Consider the following 25,619-nt stretch of genomic DNA (forward strand, 5'->3'; position numbering starts at 1 on the left):
GACCAGAAGCCCGGATTACTGCAGCGAAAGAGCTCGCGAACAAGTTCGCTCCCACAAGGGTATCGAGGGTAGTTAGATGAACAAGCGTTTCGAAAACAAAGTCGCGGTCATCACCGGCGCCGCCCAGGGCATCGGTCGCCGTGTGGCCGAGCGCATGGGCGAGGAGGGTGGTCGCCTGTTGCTGGTGGACCGCTCCGAGCTGGTCCATGAACTGGCCGACGAGCTGGGTGCCAAGGGCATCGAGGTACTGACCCTGACCGCCGATCTCGAACAGTTCGGCGATTGCCACCGCGTCATGGACGCGGCGAAGGCGCGTTTCGGGCGTCTCGACATCCTCGTCAACAACGTCGGCGGCACCATCTGGGCCAAGCCCTTCGAGCATTATCAGGAGCACGAGATCGAGGCCGAAGTACGTCGCTCGCTGTTCCCCACGCTCTGGTGCTGCCATGCCGCGCTGCCGCACATGCTGGAGCAGGGTGCGGGCGCCATCGTCAACGTCTCCTCCATTGCCACCCGCAGCCTCAACCGCGTGCCCTACGGCGCGGCCAAGGGCGGTGTGAATGCGCTGACCGCGTGCCTGGCGTTTGAAAATGCCCAGCGCGGCATTCGCGTCAACGCCACCGCACCGGGGGGCACCGAGGCGCCGCCACGGCGTATCCCGCGCAACAGCGCCGAGCAGAGCGAGCAGGAGAAGATCTGGTACCAGCAGATCGTCGATCAGACCATCGATTCCACGCAGATGAAGCGCTACGGAACCATCGACGAGCAGGCCGGGGCGATCCTGTTCCTGGCCTCCGACGATGCCAGCTATATCACCGGCGTCACCCTGCCGGTAGGTGGTGGCGACCAGGGCTGAGCACGAACCTTGTGGAAGCGGCTCCGCCGCGAAAGAACAAACGCAGTTTCGACAACAAAAACAACAGAGAGCTTTGTCATGCGTAAAGTAGATGTTCACGACGTCATTGATAGTGCCCGTTTCAGCCAGTTCCACTGGCTGGTCATGTGCCTGTGCGCACTGTTGCTGATCTTCGACGGTTACGATCTGTTCATTTACGGCGTGGTGCTGCCGGTGATCATGCAGGAGTGGCGGCTGACCCCGCTGCAGGCCGGCGCGCTGGGCAGTTACGCGCTGTTCGGGATGATGTTCGGCGCGTTGATCTTCGGCACCCTGGCCGACCGCATCGGGCGCAAGAAAGGCATCGCCATCTGCTTCGTGCTGTTCAGCGCCGCCACGGTGCTCAACGGTTTTGCCAGCACCCCGACCGAATTCGGCATCTTTCGCTTTCTCGCCGGCCTCGGCTGCGGCGGACTGATGCCCAACGTGGTGGCGCTGATGAACGAGTACGCGCCGAAGAGATTGCGCAGCACCCTGGTCGCCATCATGTTCAGCGGCTACTCGCTGGGCGGCATGTTCTCCGCCGGCCTGGGCATCTACATGCTGCCGCGCTTCGGCTGGGAGGCGATGTTCTTCGCCGCCGCGGTGCCGCTGCTGCTGCTGCCGTTGATTCTCTGGAAACTGCCCGAGTCGGTGGGTTTCCTGGTGCGTCAGGGCCGAACGGACGAGGCGCGCGCGCTGCTGCAGAAGATCCAGCCCAAGCAGACCTTTACGCCTGACGATGTACTGGAGCTGACCGAGAGCAAGGGCAAGAGCGCCTCGGTGATCGAGCTGTTTCGCGATGGTCGTCTGCTCGGCACGCTGTCGATCTGGGTGGCTTTCTTCTGCTGCCTGCTGATGGTCTATGCGCTGGGTTCCTGGCTGCCGAAGCTGATGGCCAACGCCGGCTACAGCCTGGGGTCGAGCCTGTCGTTCCTGCTGGCGCTGAATTTCGGCGGCATGTTCGGCGCGATTCTCGGCGGCTGGCTGGGCGACCGCTTCAACCTGGCCAAGGTGGTGGTGGCCTTCTTCGCGGTGTCGGTGGTGTCCATCAGCCTGCTGGGCTTCAAGACGCCGATGCCGGTGCTCTACAGCCTGATCACCATTGCCGGCGCCACCGTGATCGGCACGCAGATTCTGCTCTACGCCTGCGCCGCGCAGTTCTATGGCCTGTCGATCCGCTCCACGGGCCTGGGCTGGGCCTCGGGCATCGGTCGCAACGGCGCCATCGTCGGTCCGCTGCTGGGCGGCGCGCTGCTGGGGATCAACCTGCCGCTGCAACTGAACTTCATCGCCTTCGCCATTCCCGGCGTCATCGCGGCGCTCGCCATGACCCTGTTCGTGATCTCGAAGCGGCGTGAAAGCGCCGTCCCGGCCCCGCTGCTGGCAGCGAAAGCCTGAACCCCTACGTACCGAGGTTGAACCAGCAATGAGCCAAATCCTGATCGAAGGCATCCAGACGTCGATCGTCGACCTGCCGACCATCCGCCCGCACAAGCTGGCGATGCACACCATGCAGCGGCAGACGCTGGTGATCATCCGCCTGCGCTGCAGCGATGGCATCGAAGGCATCGGCGAGGCGACTACCATCGGCGGGCTGTCCTACGGCAACGAAAGCCCGGAGAGCATCAAGAGCAACATCGACAGCCATCTGGCGCCGATGCTGGTCGGCCAGGATGCGAGCAACATCAACGCCGCCATGCTGCGTCTGGACCAGATCGCCAAGGGCAACACCTTCGCCAAGTCCGGCCTGGAAAGCGCGTTGCTCGACGCCCAGGGCAAGCGCCAGGGCCTTGCGGTCAGCGAGCTGCTCGGCGGGCGGGTGCGCGACGGCCTGGAAGTGGCCTGGACCCTGGCCTCCGGCGATACCGCTCGGGACATCGCCGAAGCCGAGCAGATGCTCGACATCCGCCGCCACCGCATCTTCAAGCTGAAGATCGGCGCCAACCCGCTGGAGCAGGACCTCAAGCATGTGGTGGCGATCAAGCGGGCGCTGGGCGAGCGCGCCAGCGTGCGTGTCGACGTCAATCAGGGCTGGGACGAATCCCAGGCCATCCGTGGCTGCCGGGTGCTGGGCGAGAACGGCATCGACCTGATCGAGCAGCCCATCTCGCGCATCAATCGCGGCGGGCAGATCCGCCTGAACCAGAGCAGCCTGGCGCCGATCATGGCGGATGAGTCCATCGAGAGCGTCGAGGATGCCTTCAGCCTCGCTGCCGACGGTGCCGCCAGCATCTTCGCCCTGAAGATCGCCAAGAACGGTGGCCCGCGCGCCGTGCTGCGCACCGCGCAGATCGCCGAGGCGGCAGGGATCGCCCTCTACGGCGGGACCATGCTCGAAGGCGCCATCGGCACCCTGGCCTCGGCCCATGCCTTCGTCACCCTGAACAAACTGACCTGGCACACCGAGCTGTTCGGCCCGCTGCTGCTCACCGAAGAAATCGTCACCGAGGCGCCGGTCTACCGCGACTTCCAGCTGGAAGTGCCGCGCACACCGGGCCTCGGCCTGACCCTGGACGAAGAGCGCCTGGCGTTCTTCAGCCGTAAATGACCGGAGGTTGAAAACATGCTGTTCTACGTAAAGATGACCGTGAAACTGCCACTCGACATGGACCCGGCCAGGGCCGCCAAGCTCAAGGCCGACGAGAAGGAACTGGCGCAGGGCCTGATGCGCGAGGGCAAGTGGCGCCACCTGTGGCGCATCGCCGGCCAGTACGCCAACTACAGCGTGTTCGACGTCGCCAGTGTGCAGGAGCTGCACGACACCCTGATGCAGCTGCCGCTGTTCCCCTACATGGAGATCGAAGTCGATGCGCTGTGCCGCCATCCGTCCTCGATCCGTGAAGACGATCGTTGATCGATTTCCGGGCCGGGATATGCCCCGGCCAATACACCGCGTGACCACAATTACAAGATGAGGCCTGAACCATGACCGTTAAAATTTCCCACACCGAGCACGTGCAGAACTTCTTCAAGGAAGCCAGCGGCTTCGGCAACGACGCAGGCAGCAGCCGTCTGAAAACCGTGATCAACCGCATCCTGGTCGATACCGCGAAGATCGTCGAGGACCTGGAAATCACCCAGGACGAGTTCTGGAAGGCCGTGGACTACCTCAACCGTCTTGGCGGTCGCAATGAAGCCGGCCTGCTGGTGGCCGGCCTGGGTGTGGAGCACTACCTCGACCTGCTGCAGGATGCCAAGGACGAGCAGGCCGGCCTCACCGGCGGCACCCCGCGCACCATCGAAGGGCCGCTGTATGTCGCCGGCGCGCCGATTGCCGAAGGTGAAGTGCGCATGGACGACGGCAGCGAAGACGGCGTCGCCACCGTGATGTTCCTTCAGGGGCAGGTCACCGATACCGACGGCAAGCCGGTCGCCGGCGCCACTGTCGATCTCTGGCACGCCAACACCCAGGGCAACTATTCGTACTTCGACAAGAGCCAGTCGGACTACAACCTGCGCCGCCGCATCATCACCGACGCCGAAGGCCGTTACCGCGCCCGCAGCATCGTGCCGTCCGGCTATGGTTGCTCGCCGGATGGTCCGACCCAGGAATGCCTCGATCTGCTGGGACGTCATGGCCAGCGTCCGGCGCATATTCACTTCTTCATCTCTGCGCCGGGCCATCGTCACCTGACCACGCAGATTAACCTCTCCGGTGACAAGTACCTGTGGGACGACTTCGCCTATGCCACGCGCGACGGCCTGATCGGCGATATCCGCTTCAGCGAGGACGCCGAAACCGCCAACGCCCGTGGCGTCCAGGGCCGCTTCGCCGAAGTGGACTTCGACTTCCAGCTGCAGAGCGCCCCAGCACCACAAGCCGAGCAGCGCAGCCAGCGCCCACGCGCCCTGCAGGAAGCCTGAAGCATTTGTAGGTCGGATTAGCCGAAGGCGTAATCCGACGGCTCGAAGGCGTAACCGACGGGGCGAGTCTTGCCTCGTCGGGTCGGTGAAGCGTGACCCGACCTACGAACCCCAGCCATTTGTAGGTCGGATTAGCCGAAGGCGTAATCCGACAGCTTGAAGGCGTAATCCGACGGCTCGAAGGCGTAACCGATGGGGCGAGCCTTGCCTCGTCGGGCCGGTGAAGCGTGACCCGACAAACCGCGTCACCCACAACAAGAGCGATCCGGGCGCTGCCACGGATAGCCATGCCTGACTTGCGAGGCACTATGAAAACGCTACTGAAGGACTGCTCGGTCTCCGCCGTGGTCGCTGGTTTCATCGCGACGGTGATTTCCTACGCCGGCCCGCTGGTGATCATCTTCCAGGCGGCCAAGGCCGCCGACATGCCCCATGACGTGCTGTCGTCCTGGATCTGGACCATCTCCATCGGCAGCGGCGTGCTCGGCATTCTTCTGAGCCTGCGCTACAAGGTGCCCATCGTCATCGCCTGGTCCGCACCCGGCTCGGCGCTGCTGGTCACGCTATTGCCCGGCATCAGCCTGAACGAGGCGATCGGCGCCTATCTGGTGACCAATGCGATCATCCTGCTGGTCGGCCTGTCCGGCGCCTTCGACCGCATCATCGGCAGGCTGCCGGCTGCGATTTCCGCCGCCATGCTGGCCGGCATCCTGTTTTCTTTCGGCATCGGCCTGTTCGTCTCGGTCAGTGAACAGCCCTGGCTGGTGCTGGCGATGTTCGTCACCTATCTCATCTTCAAGCGCGTCATGCCGCGTTATGCGGTGCTCGCCGTGCTGGTGGTGGGTGTGCTGATCACGCTCGCCAGCGGTGAATTGAACAGCGGGGCGCTGGTGATCGGCCTGGCCACGCCGGTCTGGATCAGCCCCGAATTCAGCTGGCAGGTGCTGCTCAGCATCGTCTTGCCGCTGGTCATGGTGTCGCTGACCGGGCAGTTCGTGCCGGGCATGGTGGTGCTGCGCAACGATGGCTACCAGACGCCGGCCAGCCCGCTGATCAGCAGCAGCGCGCTGGGCTCGCTGCTGCTGGCGCCGTTCGGCTGCCACGGGCTGAACCTGGCGGCCATCACCGCCGCCATCTGCACCGGCAAGGAGTCCCACGAAGACCCGGCCAAGCGTTATGTGGCGGGCGTTTCCGGTGGGGTGTTCTACCTGCTGCTGGGCGTCTTCGGCGCAACCCTGGTGTCGCTGTTCAGCGCCTTTCCCACCGCGCTGATTGCCGCGCTGGCCGGCCTTGCGCTGCTGTCTGCGATTGGCGGCGCGCTGAGTTCGGCCATGGCGGTGCCGAAGGATCGTGAGGCGGCGCTGATCACCTTTCTGGTCACCGCTTCGGGCATGTCCCTGCTGGGGCTGTCCGCCGCGTTCTGGGGGCTGATCTTCGGCATCGCCGCCCATCTCCTGTTGGGGCTGAAAAAGCCTCGGCCAAATATTTCGGCGCACCCGCCGGCTCTCAGTGAAAGAGAACAGCCGGCGCGCTGAAACCTGTACAGCTTCACCCTGAAAAAGCAACGCAAGAGCAACCGAACGTGCCATCCGTTTGCGCAGCTGTGCGCGGAACGCGGTGGCCTGTACCCAGAAAACAACAACAACGAGAGAAAACATGACAAAGATGCTGAAAATCTCCCCGCTGGCCCTGGCTGTAGGTGCGTCCTTCATGCTGCCGTCCGCCTTCGCGGCAGAGGGCGGTTTCATCGAGGACACCACGGCGACCCTGCAGGCACGCAACTACTACTTCAGCCGGGATTTCTCCGACATTGTCGGCCCCAACCAGCAGTCCAAATCCGAAGAGTGGGCGCAGGGCTTCATCCTCCGGGTGAACTCCGGCTACACCCAGGGCACGGTCGGTTTCGGTGTCGATCTGCTCGGGCAACTGGGCATCAAGCTCGACAGCGGCGGTGGTCGGGTCAACACCGGGCTGTTGCCGACCGACACCGATGGCAAGGCGGTGGACAACTACAGCCGCCTGGGTGCCGCGCTCAAGGTGCGCCTGTCACAGACCGAACTGAAGGTCGGCGAGCAGACGCCAAACCTGCCGGTGCTGACCTTCAGCGATATCCGCCTGCTGCCGCCGACCTACCAGGGTGCCAGCATCGTCTCCCGCGAGATCGACGGGTTGACCCTGCAGGGCGGCCAGTTCCGCTCCGGCAGCCTGCTGAATGCGGCGGGCGACGGCAAGATGCGCGCCAAGCTCGGTCACACGCCACAGCTGGGCGGAGATGCTGCGACCGACCGCTTCAACTACGCCGGCGCCGATTACACCTTCAACGACAAGCGCACCTCGGTCGGCCTCTGGTACGCGCAGCTGGAAGACATCTACAACCAGCGCTTCTACAGCCTCAAGCACAGCGAGCCGGTGGGCGACTGGGTGCTGGGCGCCAATATCGGCTTCTACGATTCCAAGGAAGACGGCGACCAGCTGCTGGGCAATATCGACAACCAGGCAGCGTTCTCCCAGCTTTCGGCCAAGTATGGCGGGCACACCTTCATGGTCGGCTATCAGGCCATGTTCGGCGATGACGCCTTCCCACGGGTATTCAACAACGTCACGCCGCTGGGCAACGAAGTGCCGACCTACGAGTTCGCCGGGGCCGACGAGCGTTCCTGGCAGGTTCGCCATGACTACGACTTCGCCGCGCTGGGCATCCCCGGCCTGGTGACCACGGTGCGCTACATCACCGGCGACAACGTGGACACCGGCATGGGCTTCGAGGGCAAGGAATGGGAGCGTGATCTGGACGTGGGTTACACCTTCCAGAGCGGCGTGCTGAAGAACCTCAACGTGCGGGTGCGCAACGTCGTCGCGCGCTCCAACTACCGCAGCGACATCGACGAGAACCGCCTGATCTTCAACTACACCTGGCAGCTGCTGTAACGGGTCGGACGTTCGCGCCGCCGGGTTGCGAGCGTGCCCTGAAGGATTGCAAGCACAACCAGCGCTTACCCATTCGCAAGGTCCCGAGACCCTGGAGCAACACATGAAGAAGAATAAAAGAACCGTTTTCCACTCCCTCAACATCGGCGCCCTGGCACTGGCCATCGGCGCAACCCTGAGCAGCGCCGCTCAGGCTGCCGATCCGGTCAAGGTCGGCATGCTGCTGCCGTATACCGGCACCTATGCGGCGCTCGGTGAGGCCATCACCAATGGCATGAACCTGGCCATCGAACAGAAGGGCGGCAGCCTCGGTGGGCGCCCCGTGGAAGTGGTCACGGTGGACAGCGAAGCCGATGCCGGCAAGGCCGTGCAGAACATGCGCAAGCTGATTTCCGGTTCCAAGGTGGACGTGGTCATCGGCCCGGTGCATTCGGGTGTCGGTATGGCCGCGGTGAAGGTCGCCCGGCAGAGCGGGGTGCCGCTGATCATCACCAATGCCGGCTTCAACGCGGCCACCGGACCGATGTGCGCGCCGAACATTTTCCGCACCTCGTTCACCTCCTGGCAGACCGCCTACCCGATGGGGCAGGTGGCGGCTGACCGCGGCTACAAGAACATCGTCACCGTGGCCTGGCGCTACGGCTTCGGCGTTGAGTCGGTGGCCGGCTTCAAGGAAGGCTTCGAGAAGGCCGGTGGCACGGTCAGCAAGGAAATCTACGTGGCCTTCCCGGACGTCGAGTTCCAGTCGCAGCTGACCGAAATCGCCGCCTCGAAACCCGATGCGGTGTTCGTCTTCTTTGCCGGCGGTGGCGCGGCCAAGTTCGTCAGGGATTATGCGGCGGCCGGCCTGCAAGGGCGGATTCCGTTGCTCGGCTCGGGCTTCCTCACCGAAGGCACGCTGCTCGCCCAGGGCGCGGCGGCCGAAGGCGTGCTGACCACGCTGCACTACGCCGACAGCCTCGACACGTCGCAGAACACCAGCTTTCGCAGCGAGTACCGGCAGAAGTTCGGCAAGGAGGCCGACATCTATGCCGTCCAGGGCTACGACGCCGGCCTGCTGCTGGCGCAGTCGCTGGATCAGGTCAAGGGCAACACGACGGACCGCGAGGCCTGGATCACCGCCATGGAGCAGACGCGCATCGACAGCCCGCGTGGCGAGTGGGGTTTCTCCAAGGCACACAATCCGGTGCAGAACGTCTACCTGCGCGAGGTGCGCAACGGCATCAACGAGGTGGTCAGCATCGCCGCCGAGGGGCTGGCCGACCCGGCCAAGGGCTGCAAGCTCTAGGCAACCGTAGTCGTCTCGGGCGGCGCTGCCTGGATGCCGCGTCGCCCGAGTATCCGTGACCTTTCTGCTGGTACGCGCTTATGGATTTCTCCACTGTTCTGATTCAAACCATGAACGGCCTGCAATACGGCCTGCTGCTGTTCCTGATCGCCAGCGGCCTGACGCTGATCTTCGGCATCATGCACATCATCAACCTGGCCCACGGCGCACTGTACATGGTGGGTGCCTATCTGGCGTTCTGGGCCACCTCGATCACCGGCAACCTGTTCCTCGCGATCCTGCTGGCGTTGCCGCTGGCGGCGCTGTTCGGCGTGGTGATCGAACGCTGCCTGATGCGCATCTTGTACAAGCGCAACCACCTCGACCAGGTGCTGATGACCTTCGGCCTGATCCTGGTGATCGACTCGCTGCGCAGCATCGCCTGGGGCAACGACGTGCACAGCGTGGCCATCCCGCAAGTCCTCGCCGGCTCCATCCAGCTCACGGAGAATCTCGAATACCCGGTGTACCGGCTGTTCATTTCCGTGGTGTGCGTGCTGGTGGCGCTGAGCATGTACTGGATCCTGCAGCGCACGCGCCTGGGCATCGTCATTCGTGGCGGCGCCAGCAACCGTGAAATGGTCCAGGGCCTGGGCATCAACATCAATGCGATCTACACCCTGGTGTTCGCTGCCGGCGCGGCGTTGACGGCCTTTGCCGGAATGATCGCCGCGCCGGTTTCATCGGTGTATCCGGGCATGGGCAACCAGATCCTGATCATCGCCTTCGTGGTGGTGGTCATCGGTGGCCTGGGTTCGATTCGCGGCGCCTTTCTCGGTGCGCTGCTGGTCGGGCTGACCGCGACCTGGGGCGCCGTGCTGGTGCCCGAGTACGCCGGCATGGCGATCTACATGCTGATGGCCGTGGTGCTGCTGTTCAAACCGCGCGGGCTGTTTGCCTGACCTGCCTGTAGCAGGTCGTTGAAAAACGTAGGCGAGGCAGGCTGGCCGAGGCAAAAACGGCCGAAAAAGCGCAGTTTACTGCTGTAAATGAGCATTTTGAGGCCGTTTTTAACGACGGCCAGACAACGCAGGTAGTTTTTCAGCGGCCTGCCCGGAGGAACAACGATGCGACATATACCCAAACCCATCCAATACCTGCTGCTGGCCCTGCTGTTGCTGCTGGCACTGCTGCCGCTTGCGGGCGGTGCGCTGTTCGGCGAGCGACAGGAGTTTCTCATGCAGCAGGTCACCTACATCCTGATCCTGGCCATCGTCGCGCTCAGCCTCGACCTGCTGGTGGGCGTTACCGGCATGGTCAGCCTGGCCCAGGCGGCCTTCTTCGGTATCGCCGGCTACAGCCTGGTGCTGCTCGCTCCGGAGTTCGAGGCGGTGAGCATCTGGGTCGCGCTGCCGCTGTGCCTGGGCATCAGCGCAGTCGCGGCACTGCTGATGGGGCTGCTGATCATCCGCACCTCGGGGATCTTCTTCATCATGGTCACCATCGCCTTCTCGCAGATGCTCTTCTACCTGTTCCATGACGCGCCGTTCGCCGGCGGCTCCGATGGCGCCTTCCTGTTCATGAAGCCCAGCGTGATGATCGGCGACTGGCAGCTGCTGGACCTGGAAAACAACACCACCCTGTATTACGTGGTACTGGCCTCGATGGTGGGGGTCTACCTGCTGCTGCGCACCTTCCTGCGGGCGCCGTTCGGCAAGGTGCTGCTGGGCATCAAGGCCAACGAGGAGCGGGTGCGGGCGCTGGGCTACAACCCGGCTTATTACAAGCTGGCGGCGTTCGTCATCGCCGGCACCATCGCCGGTTATGCCGGCATGCTCGCGGCCACCCAGTACGGCTTCGTCAGCCCCAGCCAGCTGAGCTGGCAGATGTCGGCCCACGCCCTGGTGATGGTCATTCTCGGCGGTATGGGCAGCCTGTTCGGGGCCATCCTCGGCGCCTTCGCCTTCGAGGGGCTGCACCATCTGTTCGCCAGCCTGACACCGCACTGGGAACTGCCCATGGGGCTGGTGGTGATCGCCATGGTGATGCTGCTGCCCAAGGGCATCGCCGGCCTGCTGGTGAAGATTTTCGAGAAAAAACCCGTGCCGGCGGCTGAAGACAAGCCTCTGCCCGTTGTCCTGAAACAGGAGATGAGCCAATGAATGCCGTACTGGAAACCCGTGGCCTGACCAAGACCTTCGGCGGACTGACCGCTGTCAACGATGTCTGCCTGACGGTGGGGCCGCGTGAAATTCACGCCATCATCGGCCCCAACGGCGCGGGCAAGAGCACCATGGTCAACCTGCTCTCCGGCCAGTTGCGCCCCTGTGGCGGGGAGGTGCTGTTCCATGGGGCGAACATTGCCGCGATGGCGCCCAACCGTATTTCCCACCTTGGCATCGGGCGCAGCTTCCAGCGCACCAACGTCTTTCCGACCTTCAACTGCCTGGACAACTGCTGGCTGGCGGCGCAGTCGCGGATGAAGAACTCGTTCCGCTTCTTCAAGCGCAGCGAACACTACCGCCAGGTGCGCGAGCGTGCCGAGCACGGGCTGGAGCTGTGTGGCCTCAGCCGCCACGCGCATACGCTGGCCGACTCTCTGAGTTACGGCGAACAGCGGCAGCTGGAGATCGGCATGGTGCTGGCAACCGATCCCACGTTTCTGCTGCTGGACGAGCCCATGGCCGGTATGGGCAAGGAAGAGTCCGGGCGTGTGGTAGAGCTGCTGGCCAGGCTCTCGCAGGACTATTCGATGGTGCTGGTCGAGCACGACATGGACGCGGTGTTCAGCATCGCCAAGACCCTGACGGTGATGGTCAACGGCCAGGTGCTGGCCAGCGGCCCGCTGGATCAGGTGCGCAACGACCCTGCGGTGCAGCAGGCCTACCTGGGCGACGGCGAGGAGCAATTCTGATGGCAACGGCGAACACTCCCCTGATCGAGGCCAGCGGCCTGCATACCTACTACGGCAACAGCCATGTGCTGCATGGCGTCGATTTCCATATCGACCCCGGCGAAACCCTGGCGCTGATGGGCCGCAACGGCATGGGCAAGACCACCACCATCCGCTCGCTGCTGGGGCTGACACCGGCGCGCCTTGGCGAAGTGCGGGTCAAGGGGCAGCGTCAGCGCGGCGCCGGTACCCACCAGATCATCCGCAAAGGCATCGGCTATGTGCCGGAAGGGCGCGGCATGTTTCCCAACCTGACGGTGCGCGAAAGCCTGATCATGGCCGCACGCGCCGGTGTCGACGGGCGCCGGGAGTGGGATCTGCAGCGGGTGCTGAAGACCTTTCCGCGCCTGGCCGAGCGCTTCGAGCACCTGACCGGCAACCTCTCCGGCGGCGAGCAGCAGATGGTCGCCATCGGCAGGGCGTTGATGACAAACCCCGACCTGATGATCCTCGACGAAGCCACCGAAGGCCTGGCGCCACTGATCCGCAAGGAAATCTGGGACGTCATCCGCCTGATCAAGACCAGCGGCATCGCCACCCTGGTGGTGGACAAGAACGTCAACGTCCTGCTCGACCTGACCGATCGCAGCATGATCATGGTCAAGGGTCAGGTGGTGTTCGACGGCACCAGCGAGGCCCTGAAAGGGCAGCCGCAGCTGCTGCAAAACCATATCGGCCTGTAACCATGAACAACGTGAAAACAGGCTTGCAGCTGTGTGGTGTGCTGGCGGCTCTTGCTCTTGCTCTTGCTCTGGCCTGGCTGAATCCGCAACCGCTTCAGCTGGGGCTGGTGGCACTGCTGCTGGGCTGCTGCGTGATGGCCCTGCTGGCCAATGGTCGCGAGCGGCGTGTCTCCGGGCAGCCCGCGCCGGAGCCGCTGCCGCAGGTCGAGCCGGAGCTGTTGCCGGCTCTGCCGGTCGCTGCGCAGCCGCCGGCGGTCGTCGTCGATCGGAGCGAACCGTTGCGCGCTACCTTGCGTGAGGCGCTGGTCGATCTGCTGGAAAACATCGAAGGCAGCCAGCGCGACATGCAATACGCCACCGATCTGGCCAAGGTGGCGGGCGGCCATGTGCAAAGCAGCGCGGGCAGCATCGCCGGCTCCGTCGAGGCGATCAGCGGGCTGGCCGAGTATATGGGCCACATCGATCAGGTCTTCGATGAGCTGGGCAACCAGTCGCAGCGTATCGGCGCCATCGTCGGCAGCATTCAGGACATCGCCCGGCAGACCAACCTGCTGGCGCTGAATGCCGCGATCGAGGCCGCGCGGGCGGGCGATCATGGTCGTGGCTTTGCCGTGGTCGCCGATGAGGTGCGCAACCTGGCGCGGCGTGCCAACGATTCCAGCGAGCAGATCGGGCAGATCGCCGAAGGCTTGAAAAAAGCGGCGGAGGGTGCCCGTTCGGGCATGGAACAGATCGGCGATTCAACCCGCACGGGGCTGGAAAAGTCCGCCCTGGCGCTGCAGGCCATGGATGAGATGCGCGCCGGTGCGGCGGCTCGGGTGGAGATTGTCGAACGCATCGTGCAGCGCCTCGCCGGCCAGCAGGCCTTGGCGCAGCGGATGGAGGAGGCGATGCGCTGACGCAGCACGGCAGCAAGGCGTAGGGCCGAAATTGTTCGGCCTTTGCAGGCATTGGTCGAATGAATTCGACCCTGCAACATGGCGAGCACGGTGATCAGTAGCTTGGCGGCATTTTGCGATTATCGGTTTATTGATCGATAATCGCGCATCGCTCTCTGACAAGGTGATCCGCCATGACTGACGAAACCCGCCCCGGTGTCGCGCCGATGGCACCGGTCATCATCGCGTCGCCGGCCAAGCGTATCGAAGCCCTGACCGGCGATCCGAATTTCATGAGCTCGCTGGCACGCGGGCTGGCGGTGATTCATGCCTTTCAGGAGCGCAAGCGCCATCTGACCATTGCCCAGATCAGCCACCGCACCGAGATTCCCCGCGCGGCGGTGCGGCGCTGCCTGTATACGCTGATCAAGCTCGGCTATGCCACCACGGACGGGCGGACCTATTCGCTGCTGCCCAAGGTGCTGACCCTCGGCCATGCCTACCTGTCCTCGACGCCGCTGGCAGTGACCGCGCAGCCGATTCTCGACCAGCTCAGCAACCGACTTAACGAAGCCTGTTCCATGGCTACCCTGGAAGGTGACGAAGTGCTCTATGTCGCACGCTCGGCCACACCGCAACGGCTGATCTCCGTCGATCTCAGCGTCGGCAGCCGGTTGCCGGCCTACTGCACCTCCATGGGCCGCATCCTGCTGGCCGCGCTGGACGATGCGGCGCTGGACGATTACCTGGAGCACGCCAACCTGCAGATCAAGACCAGCCGCACCCTGCACACTCCGGAAGCGATCCGCGCCTCGATTGCCGAGATCCGCCAGCAGGGCTGGGTGATCGTCGATCAGGAACTGGAGATCGGCCTGCGCTCATTGGCCGTGCCCCTGAAAGATTCCGCCGGCCAGGTCCTGGCCGCACTCAACGTCGGCACCCACGTCAGCCGCATCACTCGCCAGGAACTGGAAACCCGCTTCGTGCCGGTGCTGCTGGAAGCGAGCCGGGAGCTGAGTACGCGGCTGTTTCATTGACATTGGTTCCCTTGTCGGGTCGATGAAGCGTGACCCGACCTACAACTCGGTTAAACCCTGTTGAGCAGCAACAGATGATGGGCTAAATGTAGGTCGAATTAGCCGCAGGCGTAATCCGACGGGCGGATTCACAGACAACCATAGGGCGATAATGGGTACGGCGCTTGCCTCTGTGGTGTTTGATGGTTTGCTCGTCGGGTTGGTGGAGCGTAACCCGACCTACATGGGTTGCACGGCTCTGCTTCGTAGGTCGAATTAGCCGAAGGCGTCATCCGACGCTGCGAGGCATGAACCACCACAACCCGCCCAACAGAAAGCAAAACTCATCGAGCAAGGAGTGCTTATGAGATACCGCAGGATGCGGACACCGGGGGCATCATATTTTTTCACGGTGGTGACGCAGAACCGCCGTCTGCTGCTGGCGTGCGCGGAGAATGTCGAGCTGTTGCGGGAGGCTTTCCGTATCGTGCAGCGCCAACGGCCTTTCGTGCTGGAGGCGGCGGTCGTTCTTCCTGACCATCTGCATTGCATCTGGACCCTGCCCGAGGGCGATGCGGATTATCCGACACGCTGGCGGCTGATCAAGAGCCGGTTTACCCGACGCTATACCGAGCGCCTGCTGCGCGATCCTGATTTCGCCCGTCACGCATGTGGGCAAGGGTCGATATGGCAGCAACGCTATTGGGAGCACTGCCTGCGTGACGAGGAAGACAGGCGACGCCATCTGGATTACCTCCATTACAACCCCGTGAAGCACGGCCTGGTAACACACCCTGCCGACTGGCCTTATTCAAGCTTTGCGCGGCATGTTGCAAAGGGTTTTTACCCGGCGGACTGGGCTGGATGAACGTTGACAATGAATCTGCTCGACCCTCGCCCGTCGGGTCGATAAAGCGCGACCCGACCTTGTATCTCGACTGCAGCCTTTCAGGAGGCGATAGTCCCCGGCTGATCATCGGGGGAGAGAGTGCAAGTAGTACCCGCCCTTAAGCTTCGAGCTTGTGACGTAGATAACGCTGCACTCCTCCGCACTCATCCAGCAAGTCCGAACGGTATCTTGAGCCACGAGCTCGCATTAGCAAGGTAGGACGGATGCAGTGACGATCTACCCGTTCACTGAGGAGGAAAACCATGGCCATAGTCGTTGGCGTCGACATCGCCAAACACACATTCGACATCGCGACCCTGCAGAGCAACGGCAAGCACCGCACCAAAGGCAAGCTGACCAATGACTCAGCAGGCTTTGAGGTGTTCCAGCAATGGCTGCTCAAGTACGCCGAGCCGCAGGCATGGGTCGTCATGGAGGCGACGGGCATCTACTACGAAGCCCTGGCCGAATGGCTGCTCGCGCGAGGTTACCGGGTGTGCGTCCTCAACCCGGCCCAAGTTGCCTATTACGCCCGCAGCCAATTGCAGCGGGTGAAGACCGACAAGGTCGACGCCAAGCTCATTGCCGATTATGGCAGCCTGCATCAGGCCAGGCTGCGTGCCTGGCAGCCTGATCCACCGTCCATTCGCCGCCTCAAGGCCCTGGTGCATCGCCTGAAGGATCTTCAGGAGCTGGAGCAGATGGAACAGAACCGCCTGGACGTGACCCGCGAGACCAAGGTCAAGGCGTCGATCGAGTCGGTTCTTGAACATTTACGCCAGCAAATCGCCGAGACGCTGGAAGCGATCAAGCAGCATTTCGACGACAACGATGACTTGCGCGGCCAGCGTGACCTGCTCACGAGCATCGACGGCATTGCTGAGCGGACGGCAGCACTTGTGCTGGCTGAACTGGGGGACATTCAACGCTTCGGCAGCAGCCGAGCGGTCACCGCCTTTGCAGGGCTCAATCCCAAGCTACAGGACTCGGGGATACTCAAAGGGCATGTGCGGATTTCCCGCATGGGGTCGGCCAGCTTGCGCGCAGGGCTCTACATGCCAGCCATTACGTCCATGAGCCGTAACCCTGCCATTCGGGCAATGGTCGAGCGGATGAAAGCCAGAGGCAAAGCCGGCAAACAGATCGTCTGCGCGGCGATGCGTAAATTGCTCTGTATCGCCTATGGCGTGTTGAAATCCGGCGAACCGTTCAACCCCGAACTCGCTATTGCGAAGTGAGGGGCAAGACGGTATCTACACCAGCGCAGAGCCCGCTTTTGGCTTTGTAGGTCGGATTAGCCGCAGGCGTAATCCGACGATCCGCAGGCATCAATCGATTTATCATTATGTTCGATTATCGAACGGTTAATCGATTATCGGATTGTCTCGTCGTGGGACGGTGGTTAGTGTGGGTCGCAAGCGCCGATTCGTTGGCGCATTCAGTCCATTACACGAGACATGACCCCATGGCCGAGATCCTTTCCCTTCGCGAAGCAATCGATCGCTTCGTCAGGAATGGCGATACCGTCGCCCTCGAAGGCTTCACCCATCTGATTCCCACTGCCGCCGCCCACGAAATCATCCGTCAGGGCAAGCAGGACCTGACCCTGGTGCGCATGACCCCCGACCTAGTCTACGACCTGCTGATCGGCGCCGGTTGTGCGAAGAAGCTGATCTTTTCCTGGGGCGGCAACCCCGGCGTCGGCTCGCTGCACCGCCTGCGCGATGCGGTGGAAAAGCAGTGGCCGCAGCCGCTGGAAATCGAAGAGCACAGCCACGCCGACCTGGCCAACGCCTACGTCGCCGGCGCCTCCGGCCTGCCATTCGCGGTACTGCGCGCCTATCTGGGCTCCGACCTGCCGAAGGTCAACCCGATGATCAAGTTCATCGACTGCCCCTTCACCGGCGAGAAGCTGGCGGCGGTGCCCAGCGTGCGTCCGGACGTCACCGTGATCCACGCACAGAAGGCCGATCGCAAGGGCAACGTGCTGATCGCCGGCATCCTCGGCGTGCAGAAGGAAGCCGCGCTGGCGGCCAAACGCTGCATCGTCACCGTCGAGGAAATCGTCGACGAGCTGAACGCGCCGATGAATGCCTGCGTGCTGCCGAGCTGGGCGCTGACCGCCGTCTGCCTGGTGCCGGGCGGGGCGCATCCGTCCTACGCGCATGGCTACTACGAGCGCGACAACCGCTTTTATCAGGCGTGGGACCCGATTGCCCGCAGCCGCGAGTCCTTTACCGCCTGGATCGATGAATTCATCCGTGGCACCGCCGATTTCGGTGCTTTCCAGGCCAAGCTGGCCGCACAGCAGGAGGCTCAGTGATGACCTACTCGACCAACGAAATGATGACGGTGGCCGCCTCGCGTCGCCTGGGCAATGGCAGCGTCTGCTTCGTCGGCATCGGCCTGCCGTCCAAGGCGGCCAACCTGGCGCGCCTGACCCATGCGCCGGACGTGGTGCTGATCTACGAGTCCGGCCCCATCGGCGCCAAGCCCTCGGTGCTGCCGCTGTCCATCGGCGATGGCGAGCTGGCCGAAACCGCCGACAGCGTGGTGCCGACTGGTGAGATCTTCCGCTACTGGCTGCAGGGCGGGCGTATCGACGTGGGTTTCCTCGGCGCGGCGCAGGTGGACAAGTACGGCAATATCAACACGACCGTTATCGGTGACTACCGCCAGCCGAAAGTCCGCTTGCCAGGAGCGGGCGGGGCGCCGGAAATTGCCGGCTCGGCCAGACAGGTGCTGATCATCCTCAAGCAATCGCACCGCACCTTCGTCGACAAGCTGGCGTTCGTCACCTCGGTGGGTTTCGGTGAGGGCGGCGAGCATCGCAAGCAGCTCGGGCTGCCGGGCGAAGGGCCGGTGGGCATCATCACCGATCTGTGCATCATGGAGCCGGAAGCCGGCACCAATGAATTCGTCGTCACTTCCCTGCATCCTGGCGTAACCCGCGAGCAGGTGATCGAGAACACCGGCTGGGCGATTCGCTTCGCCGGCGATGTGGCCATCACCGAGGCGCCGCGCGCCGGGGAACTGGATGCACTGCGTGCGCTGGAAGCCCGCACGGCTGCCGCCCACGGCCAGACAGGGGGTGACGAGTGACACGCGAAGTCTTTATCTGCGACGCCATCCGCACGCCCATCGGGCGCTTCGGCGGCGGGCTGGCGGCGGTGCGCGCCGACGATCTGGCAGCGATCCCGATCAGGGCGCTGCTGGAGCGCAATCCGCAGCTCGATCCGGCGGCCATCGACGAGGTGTTCCTCGGCAGCGCCAACCAGGCCGGCGAGGACAACCGCAACGTGGCGCGCATGGCCGCGCTGCTGGCCGGGCTGCCGGACAGCGTGCCGGGCGTGACCCTCAACCGCCTCTGCGCCTCGGGCATGGATGCGGTAGGTAGCGCCTTTCGCGCCATCGCCTGTGGTGAGATCGAGCTGGCCATTGCCGGTGGTGTGGAGTCCATGTCCCGTGCGCCCTATGTGATGGGCAAGGCTGAAACGGCCTTTGGCCGCACCCAGACCATCGAGGACACCACCATCGGCTGGCGTTTCATCAACCCCAGGATGAAGGCGCTGTATGGCGTCGATGCCATGCCGCAGACTGCCGACAACGTTGCCGATCAGTGGAACATCAGCCGCGAAGACCAGGATGCCTTCGCCCTGCGCAGCCAGCAGCGTACCGCCAAGGCGCAAGCTGCCGGCTTCTTCGCCGAGGAAATCGTCCCGGTGCTGATCAAGGGTCGCAAGGGCGATACGGTTGTCGATACCGATGAGCACCCGCGCGCCGATACCACCGCCGAAGCGCTGGCCAGACTCCGGCCCATCAACGGCGCGGACAGGACTGTCACCGCCGGCAACGCCTCGGGCGTCAACGATGGTGCGGCGGCGATGATCCTCGCCAGTGCCGAGGCGGTGCGCCAATACGGCCTCACACCGCGTGCCAAAGTGCTCGGCATGGCCAGTGCCGGTGTCGCGCCGCGCATCATGGGCTATGGTCCGGTGCCGGCGGTGCGCAAACTGTGCGAGCGGCTGAATATCGCCGTGAATGATTTCGACGTGATCGAACTCAACGAGGCCTTCGCCGCCCAGGGGCTGGCCGTCACGCGCGACCTGGGTCTGGCCGACGACAGCGACAAGGTGAACCCCAACGGCGGCGCCATCGCCCTCGGCCATCCGCTGGGCATGAGCGGCGCACGGCTGGTGCTGACGGCGATTCACCAGTTGGAGAAGATCGGCGGCAAGCGGGGCCTGGCGACCATGTGCGTGGGTGTGGGACAGGGGCTGGCGCTGGCGGTCGAAAGGGTGTAACCGGTTTGCGATGAGCTGCGTTCTGCGCGATCGACTCCTCGTGTCGTCGCTGGGCGCAGTTCATCTTTTTATTTTCCAGCTTCCGATGGAGTTTCCATGACCACCGTAAAACTCGACGATTGCGAATTGAATGTCCGTCTTGAAGGCCCGGTCGATGCGCCGGTGCTGGTGCTGTCCAACTCGCTGGGCACCGATCTGAACATGTGGGATGCCCAGGCGCTCGCCTTCAGCGAGCACTTTCGCGTGCTGCGCTACGACACCCGCGGCCATGGCGGCTCGTCGGTCACGCCAGGACCCTACAGCATCGAGCGGCTGGGCCGTGATGTGCTGGGCCTGGTGGACACGCTGGGCATCGACCGTTTCGCCTTCTGCGGCCTGTCCATGGGCGGGCTGATCGGCCAATGGCTGGGCATCAACGCCGGCGAGCGCCTGACGCGCCTGGTGATCTGCAACACCGGCGCGAAGATCGGCACCGATGAGATCTGGAACGAGCGTATCGATACCGTGCTCAAGGGCGGCGAGCAGGCCATGCGCGACATGCGCGACGCCTCCAGAGCACGCTGGTTCACCCCGGCGTTCGCCGAACGGCAGCCGGCACAGACCCAGCGCATCACCCAGATGATCGCCGCTACCTCCCCCGAAGGCTATGCCGCCAACTGCGCGGCGGTGCGCGATGCCGACTACCGCGAGCAACTAGGCGCGATCCGGGTGCCGACCTTGATCGTCTGCGGCAGCAAGGACCCGGTGACCACCCCCGAACATGGCCGCTACATGCAGGCGCGTATCGAAGGGGCCGAGCTGGTCGAGTTCGAGGCGGCGCATTTGTCCAATGTCGAGGCGGGCGAGGCCTTCACCCGGCGCGTGCTGGGGTTTCTGCGTGACTGATAGCGCGCGGCTGACAGCGCGCAGGTTCGGCAAGGGCGGGCTCAGCGGCCAGCCAGATCCTGTTGGGGTTCGAGCTCCAGTATGGCGATGGTCTGGTCGCTGCGCCTGAAGGAAACCAGCGCCGTCAGCCAGGCCTGCAGAACGGGCGAATGGGTTCTCTGGTTGCGCATGGCGCTGGCGATGATTTCCCTGGCGATGGTCACCATCGCGCTTTTGCTGCCGAGAAAATGCCAGTTGAACCAGCCGTCGTCGTAGCTCCCGGACGCCGCCTGGCCCGGCGCGAGGGGAATGAAGACCTTGATCGAAAGGTCGAACAGCACTTCCGGCTTGGAAATGATCACGAGCTTCACGTCGCCGACCTTGCGCAACCAGTAGCGATGATCGAAGCGATCTCCCGTGAGTGTCGCGGACTGGTTGAGGGCTTCGTCGATCAAGGCTTTGTTGTCGATCAGTTGCATGGTCGGCTTCTCTGGCGCTTGTGTTGGCGATTGGCGATGCCGGCGTCGTGACAGGCAGACGGCAAGACCGAAGATGCCGGGTTATCGGTTGGCTTCGGGGTTTGTTTAGAGCGTTCTGTCGGAACCATGGGAATGCATGCCGCCGCCTTCGGCTGGAGCGGGCGGCCTGCCGCCTGCTAACATCGCGCCTTTGTTTCTTCTGTTCGTCCCTCCGCTTTCGAGAGCTGCCATGACCACCGTTCGTACCCGTATCGCGCCGTCGCCCACTGGCGACCCGCACGTCGGCACTGCCTATATCGCGCTGTTCAACCTCTGCTTCGCCCGCCAGCACGGTGGTCAGTTCATTCTGCGTATCGAGGACACCGACCAGCTGCGCTCGACCCGCGAATCCGAACAGCAGATCTACGACGCGCTGCGCTGGCTGGGCATCGAATGGGACGAAGGTCCCGATGTCGGCGGCCCGCACGGTCCGTACCGGCAGAGCGAGCGCGGCGATATCTACAAAAAATATTCGGACGAACTGGTCGCCAAGGGCCATGCTTTCCCGTGCTTCTGCAGCGCCGAGCGTCTGGATCAGGTGCGCGCCGAGCAGATGGCCAACAAGGAAACCCCGCGCTACGACGGCCACTGCATGCACATCGCGCCGGTCGAGGCGCAGCAGCGTATCGCCAGTGGCGAATCCCACGTGATCCGCATGAAGGTGCCCAGCGAAGGCGTCTGCCAGGTGCAGGACATGCTGCGCGGCACCGTCGAGATCGGCTGGGACCGCATGGACATGCAGGTGCTGATGAAGGCCGACGGCCTGCCGACCTACTTCCTCGCCAACGTGGTCGACGACCACCTGATGGGCATCACCCACGTGCTGCGCGGTGAGGAGTGGCTGCCGTCGGCGCCCAAGCTGATCAAGCTCTACGAATACTTCGGCTGGGAGCAGCCGCAGCTGTGCTACATGCCGCTGCTGCGTAATCCGGACAAGAGCAAGCTGTCCAAGCGCAAGAACCCGACCTCGGTGACCTTCTACGAGCGCATGGGCTTCATGCCCGAGGCGATGCTCAACTACCTGGGCCGCATGGGCTGGTCGATGCCCGACGAGCGCGAGAAATTCACCCTGGCGGAAATGATCGAGCACTTCGACATCAATCGTGTATCGCTGGGCGGGCCGATCTTCGACGTCGAGAAGCTGTCCTGGCTCAACGGCCAATGGATCCGCGAGCTGAGCGTGGAGGCCTTCGCCAGCCAGGTCCAGCAGTGGGCACTGAACCCCGAATACCTGATGAAGATCGCCCCGCATGTGCAGGGCAGGGTGGAGACCTTCAGCCAGATCGCGCCGCTGGCCGGTTTCTTCTTCTCCGGTGCGCTGAACCTCGATCCGGCGTTGTTCGCTCACAAGAAACTCGATGCCACCCAGGTGCGCCAGGTGCTACAGCTGACGCTCTGGAAGCTCGAAGCGCTGCGCCAGTGGGACAAGGAGCGCATCACCGATGTCATCCAGGCGGTGGCTGCGTATCTGGAGCTGAAGCTGCGTGACGTGATGCCGCTGATGTTCGCTTCCATCACCGGCCAGGCCAGTTCCGTTTCGGTGCTCGACGCCATGGAAATCCTCGGCCCGGACCTCACGCGCTTCCGCCTGCGCCAGGCGCTGGAGTTGCTCGGTGGTGCGTCGAAGAAGGAAGTGAAAGAGTGGGAGAAGCAGCTGGCGGCGATATCGTAATCGTAGGTCGAAATTAACCGCAGACGTAATCCGACGCTTCCGGGGCGTTCGAGGCGCAACTCGGTAAATCGAAACCTGGCCTTGGCTTCGGTCGTCGGGTCGATAAAGCGTGACCCGACCTTGTATCTCGACTGCAGCCTTTCAGGAGGCGATAGTCCCCGGCTGATCATCGGGGGAGAGAGTGCAAGTAGTACCCGCCCTTAAGCTTCGAGCTTGTGACGTAGATAACGCTGCACTCCTCCGCACTCATCCAGTAAGTCCGAACGGTATCTTGAGCCACGAGCTCGCATTAGCAAGGTAGGACGGATGCAGTGACGATCTATCCGTTCACTGAGGAGGAAAACCATGGCCATAGTCGTTGGCGTCGACATCGCCAAACACACATTCGACATCGCAACCTTGCAGAGCAACGGCAAGCACCGCACCAAAGGCAAGCTGACCAATGACTCAGCAGGCTTTGAGGTGTTCCAGCAATGGCTGCTCAAGTACGCCGAGCCGCAGGCATGGGTCGTCATGGAGGCGACGGGCATCTACTACGAAGCCCTGGCCGAATGGCTGCTCGCGCGAGGTTACCGGGTGTGCGTCCTCAACCCGGCCCAAGTTGCCTATTACGCCCGCAGCCAATTGCAGCGGGTGAAGACCGACAAGGTCGACGCCAAGCTCATTGCTGATTATGGCAGCCTGCATCAGGCCAAGCTGCGTGCTTGGCAGCCTGATCCACCGTCCATTCGCCGCCTCAAGGCCCTGGTGCATCGCCTGAAGGATCTTCAGGAGCTGGAGCAGATGGAACAGAACCGCCTGGACGTGACCCGCGAGACCAAGGTCAAGGCGTCGATCGAGTCGGTTCTTGAACATTTACGCCAGCAAATCGCCGAGACGCTGGAAGCGATCAAGCAGCATTTCGACGACAACGATGACTTGCGCGGCCAGCGTGACCTGCTCTCGAGCATCGACGGCATTGCTGAGCGGACAGCAGCGCTTCTGCTGGCTGAACTGGGGGACATTCAACGCTTCGGCAGCAGCCGAGCGGTCACCGCTTTTGCAGGGCTCAATCCCAAGCTACAGGACTCGGGAATACTCAAAGGGCATGTGCGGATTTCCCGTATGGGGTCGGCCAGCTTGCGCGCGGGGCTCTACATGCCAGCCATTACGTCCATGAGCCGTAACCCTGCCATTCGGGCAATGGTCGAGCGGATGAAAGCCAGAGGTAAAGCCGGCAAACAGATCATCTGCGCGGCGATGCGTAAATTGCTCTGTATCGCCTATGGCGTGTTGAAATCCGGCGAACCGTTCAACCCCGAACTCGCTATTGCGAAGTGAGGGGCAAGACGGTATCTACTCAGTTATGGATATGCCGCTTGTCTGCGGTAAGTGTTTGTTCTCCTGTCGAAATTTCTTCATTGGCCAGTAAAAATTTCGTTGACAGTGCGCAGGAGCGCCCCTAATATGCGCCCCGTCCACGAGATGGGGCTATAGCTCAGCTGGGAGAGCGCTTGCATGGCATGCAAGAGGTCGACGGTTCGATCCCGTCTAGCTCCACCAATCTCGTAAACGAATTGCCACCGACACGCTGAACGGCGGGTCGCGTCAGAAGGTTTTGTCCCCTTCGTCTAGTGGCCTAGGACACCGCCCTTTCACGGCGGTAACAGGGGTTCGAGTCCCCTAGGGGACGCCATATTCCAGCAGCGATGCGCAAGTATCGCGAGTCGGGAGACGTTAAATCCGGGGCTATAGCTCAGCTGGGAGAGCGCTTGCATGGCATGCAAGAGGTCGACGGTTCGATCCCGTCTAGCTCCACCAATTCCACGCGCTTCGGCAACTGCCGGATCGTATCGAAGGTTTCGTCCCCTTCGTCTAGTGGCCTAGGACACCGCCCTTTCACGGCGGTAACAGGGGTTCGAGTCCCCTAGGGGACGCCATTTTTATTGCCCGTTTTGGGCGTTAAAGGGTCATTTCTCATGAAATGGCCCTTTTTGTTTTGTGCCCGACAAAAGCTGGCCAGAAACCTTTCTGGCGCAGCGGATGACAAAAGTCCGGTGAATGATCACTCATGCATGACTGCAGCAGGTGCGGCATGCAAGATAGGTTTCATCTGGCCGTGATCTCGACGGCGCACAGCACGAGAGGTATGCATGATCTGGGACCAGCCTGACGCCTTCATCATCGACATCAGGGTCGAAGCCGAGCACATCGATGAACTCGGTCACGCCAATAATGCGGTCTACGTGACCTGGTTGGAGCAATGCGCCTGGCAGCATTCGCAGCGCCTGGGGCTTGGCCTGGAGGATTATCAGCGGCTGAACCGTGCGATGGCGGTGTTGAGACACGAAATCGATTACCTGGCGGCCGCTTATGAGGACGATCACTTGCTGCTGGGTACCTGGATTACCGAATCCGACCGGCGCCTGAAGATGAAGCGTAACTTCCAGCTGATCAGGCCTGCCGACAACGTGACGCTGTTGCGCGCTCAGACCACCTTCGTCTGTATAGAAATGACCAGCGGCAAACCGAAACGGATGCCGCCGGAGTTTCTCGATGGCTATGGCAGGGCGCTGGTCGAGCCTTATCCATTGCAATTGTAGGTCGGGTCACGCTTTACCGACCCGACATGCGGAGCCGAGGTCGTTCGAGAGGATTTGTGCCGCACATCGTCGGATTACGCCTGCGGCTAATCCGACCTACAAAAGCCCAAAGCGGGCTCTGCGCTGTTGTAGGTCGGGTCACGCTTTACCGACCCGACGTGCGGGGTTGAGGTCGTTCGCGAGGATTTGCCGGACATCGTCGGATTACGCCTTTGGCTAATCCGACCTACAAAAGCCCAAAGCGGGCTCTGTGTTGTTGTAGGTCGGGTCACGCCTTATCGACCCGACATGCGGAGCCGAGGTCGTTCGAGAGGATTTGCGCCG

At 63.0% G+C, this 25,619-nt stretch carries 24 protein-coding genes and 4 tRNA genes; 27 read left to right on the forward strand and 1 reads right to left on the reverse strand.

The genetic code is table 11. From position 1 onward, the window contains the following. Positions 1–76 precede the first annotated feature (76 nt). The 20 genes from ACYCFC_RS05030 (at position 77) to pcaD (ending at position 20,544) form a co-directional block, all read left to right on the forward strand. On the forward strand, positions 77–856 hold the full coding sequence (locus ACYCFC_RS05030; protein ID WP_459653298.1) for a 1,6-dihydroxycyclohexa-2,4-diene-1-carboxylate dehydrogenase: 780 nt from the start codon (positions 77–79) through the stop codon (positions 854–856). Between the two features lie 78 nt (positions 857–934). Beyond that, the gene (locus ACYCFC_RS05035; protein WP_459653299.1) at positions 935–2,275 is read left to right on the forward strand and encodes an MFS transporter; all 1,341 of its coding nucleotides are present in this window, start codon (positions 935–937) and stop codon (positions 2,273–2,275) included. 28 nt (positions 2,276–2,303) lie between these two features. Further along, positions 2,304–3,425: a muconate cycloisomerase family protein gene (locus ACYCFC_RS05040; protein ID WP_459653300.1), complete on the forward strand. Its 1,122-nt coding sequence runs from the start codon at positions 2,304–2,306 to the stop codon at positions 3,423–3,425. 15 nt (positions 3,426–3,440) lie between these two features. Further along, positions 3,441–3,731 carry a muconolactone Delta-isomerase gene (gene catC, locus ACYCFC_RS05045; RefSeq protein WP_459653301.1) on the forward strand — a complete coding sequence of 97 codons (291 nt, stop codon included), beginning with the start codon at positions 3,441–3,443 and terminating at the stop codon, positions 3,729–3,731. A gap of 71 nt (positions 3,732–3,802) precedes the next feature. Further along, entirely contained in the window at positions 3,803–4,741 is a 939-nt protein-coding gene (gene catA / locus ACYCFC_RS05050; RefSeq protein ID WP_459653302.1) for a catechol 1,2-dioxygenase, read from the forward strand. A 308-nt stretch (positions 4,742–5,049) separates the two neighbouring features. Beyond that, the gene (locus tag ACYCFC_RS05055) at positions 5,050–6,276 is read left to right on the forward strand and encodes a benzoate/H(+) symporter BenE family transporter (protein WP_459653303.1); all 1,227 of its coding nucleotides are present in this window, start codon (positions 5,050–5,052) and stop codon (positions 6,274–6,276) included. 130 nt (positions 6,277–6,406) lie between these two features. Continuing rightward, the gene (locus ACYCFC_RS05060) at positions 6,407–7,669 is read left to right on the forward strand and encodes an OprD family porin (RefSeq protein WP_459653953.1); all 1,263 of its coding nucleotides are present in this window, start codon (positions 6,407–6,409) and stop codon (positions 7,667–7,669) included. A gap of 103 nt (positions 7,670–7,772) precedes the next feature. Then, positions 7,773–8,957, forward strand: coding sequence for an ABC transporter substrate-binding protein (locus ACYCFC_RS05065; protein ID WP_459653304.1), 1,185 nt, complete (start codon positions 7,773–7,775; stop codon positions 8,955–8,957). A gap of 80 nt (positions 8,958–9,037) precedes the next feature. Then, positions 9,038–9,898: a branched-chain amino acid ABC transporter permease gene (locus tag ACYCFC_RS05070; protein ID WP_459653305.1), complete on the forward strand. Its 861-nt coding sequence runs from the start codon at positions 9,038–9,040 to the stop codon at positions 9,896–9,898. Between the two features lie 165 nt (positions 9,899–10,063). Further along, a complete protein-coding gene (locus tag ACYCFC_RS05075) occupies positions 10,064–11,098 on the forward strand; it encodes a branched-chain amino acid ABC transporter permease (protein ID WP_459653306.1) in 1,035 nt (344 codons plus the stop codon). Continuing rightward, positions 11,095–11,850, forward strand: a complete 756-nt coding sequence (locus tag ACYCFC_RS05080) for an ABC transporter ATP-binding protein (RefSeq protein ID WP_459653307.1) — start codon at positions 11,095–11,097, stop codon at positions 11,848–11,850. The genes ACYCFC_RS05075 and ACYCFC_RS05080 overlap by 4 nt, the downstream gene beginning before the upstream one ends. Then, positions 11,850–12,572: an ABC transporter ATP-binding protein gene (locus ACYCFC_RS05085; protein WP_459653308.1), complete on the forward strand. Its 723-nt coding sequence runs from the start codon at positions 11,850–11,852 to the stop codon at positions 12,570–12,572. Before ACYCFC_RS05080 ends, ACYCFC_RS05085 begins: the two co-directional genes overlap by 1 nt. A gap of 449 nt (positions 12,573–13,021) precedes the next feature. Then, positions 13,022–13,471 (forward strand): methyl-accepting chemotaxis protein, encoded by a 450-nt coding sequence (locus tag ACYCFC_RS05090; protein WP_459653954.1) that lies wholly within the window; start codon positions 13,022–13,024, stop codon positions 13,469–13,471. A gap of 173 nt (positions 13,472–13,644) precedes the next feature. Then, on the forward strand, positions 13,645–14,487 hold the full coding sequence (locus tag ACYCFC_RS05095; protein ID WP_459653309.1) for an IclR family transcriptional regulator domain-containing protein: 843 nt from the start codon (positions 13,645–13,647) through the stop codon (positions 14,485–14,487). Between the two features lie 343 nt (positions 14,488–14,830). Further along, the gene (locus ACYCFC_RS05100) at positions 14,831–15,334 is read left to right on the forward strand and encodes an REP-associated tyrosine transposase (protein WP_459653310.1); all 504 of its coding nucleotides are present in this window, start codon (positions 14,831–14,833) and stop codon (positions 15,332–15,334) included. Between the two features lie 284 nt (positions 15,335–15,618). Continuing rightward, positions 15,619–16,593: an IS110 family RNA-guided transposase gene (locus ACYCFC_RS05105; RefSeq protein ID WP_459653311.1), complete on the forward strand. Its 975-nt coding sequence runs from the start codon at positions 15,619–15,621 to the stop codon at positions 16,591–16,593. A gap of 227 nt (positions 16,594–16,820) precedes the next feature. Further along, positions 16,821–17,678 carry a CoA transferase subunit A gene (locus tag ACYCFC_RS05110; protein WP_459653312.1) on the forward strand — a complete coding sequence of 286 codons (858 nt, stop codon included), beginning with the start codon at positions 16,821–16,823 and terminating at the stop codon, positions 17,676–17,678. Then, positions 17,675–18,457 (forward strand): CoA-transferase subunit beta, encoded by a 783-nt coding sequence (locus tag ACYCFC_RS05115; protein ID WP_459653313.1) that lies wholly within the window; start codon positions 17,675–17,677, stop codon positions 18,455–18,457. Before ACYCFC_RS05110 ends, ACYCFC_RS05115 begins: the two co-directional genes overlap by 4 nt. Beyond that, positions 18,454–19,659: a 3-oxoadipyl-CoA thiolase gene (pcaF, locus tag ACYCFC_RS05120; protein ID WP_459653314.1), complete on the forward strand. Its 1,206-nt coding sequence runs from the start codon at positions 18,454–18,456 to the stop codon at positions 19,657–19,659. Before ACYCFC_RS05115 ends, pcaF begins: the two co-directional genes overlap by 4 nt. A 96-nt stretch (positions 19,660–19,755) precedes the next feature. After that, complete coding sequence (gene pcaD, locus ACYCFC_RS05125) at positions 19,756–20,544, forward strand: 3-oxoadipate enol-lactonase (RefSeq protein WP_459653315.1); 789 nt, start codon at positions 19,756–19,758, stop codon at positions 20,542–20,544. A gap of 41 nt (positions 20,545–20,585) precedes the next feature. Here pcaD and ACYCFC_RS05130 read toward each other — a convergent pair whose 3' ends face one another. Beyond that, positions 20,586–21,002, reverse strand: coding sequence for a hypothetical protein (locus ACYCFC_RS05130; RefSeq protein WP_459653316.1), 417 nt, complete (start codon positions 21,000–21,002; stop codon positions 20,586–20,588). Between the two features lie 229 nt (positions 21,003–21,231). Between ACYCFC_RS05130 and gltX the strand changes: the two genes are divergently transcribed. The 7 genes from gltX to ACYCFC_RS05165 all read left to right on the forward strand — a co-directional run bounded on the left by gltX (position 21,232) and on the right by ACYCFC_RS05165 (position 25,295). After that, entirely contained in the window at positions 21,232–22,713 is a 1,482-nt protein-coding gene (gltX, locus tag ACYCFC_RS05135; RefSeq protein WP_459653317.1) for a glutamate--tRNA ligase, read from the forward strand. Positions 22,714–23,058: 345 nt separating this feature from the next. After that, positions 23,059–24,033: an IS110 family RNA-guided transposase gene (locus ACYCFC_RS05140; RefSeq protein WP_459653318.1), complete on the forward strand. Its 975-nt coding sequence runs from the start codon at positions 23,059–23,061 to the stop codon at positions 24,031–24,033. Positions 24,034–24,179: 146 nt separating this feature from the next. Then, positions 24,180–24,255, forward strand: a tRNA-Ala gene (locus ACYCFC_RS05145). Positions 24,256–24,312: 57 nt separating this feature from the next. After that, a tRNA-Glu gene (locus ACYCFC_RS05150) sits at positions 24,313–24,388 on the forward strand. Between the two features lie 49 nt (positions 24,389–24,437). Then, a tRNA-Ala gene (locus tag ACYCFC_RS05155) sits at positions 24,438–24,513 on the forward strand. 43 nt (positions 24,514–24,556) lie between these two features. Then, positions 24,557–24,632: transfer RNA gene (locus tag ACYCFC_RS05160), tRNA-Glu, on the forward strand. A 213-nt stretch (positions 24,633–24,845) separates the two neighbouring features. Beyond that, positions 24,846–25,295, forward strand: a complete 450-nt coding sequence (locus tag ACYCFC_RS05165) for an acyl-CoA thioesterase (protein WP_181086370.1) — start codon at positions 24,846–24,848, stop codon at positions 25,293–25,295. Positions 25,296–25,619 lie beyond the last annotated feature (324 nt).

Source organism: Stutzerimonas sp. NM35 (assembly GCF_054604355.1).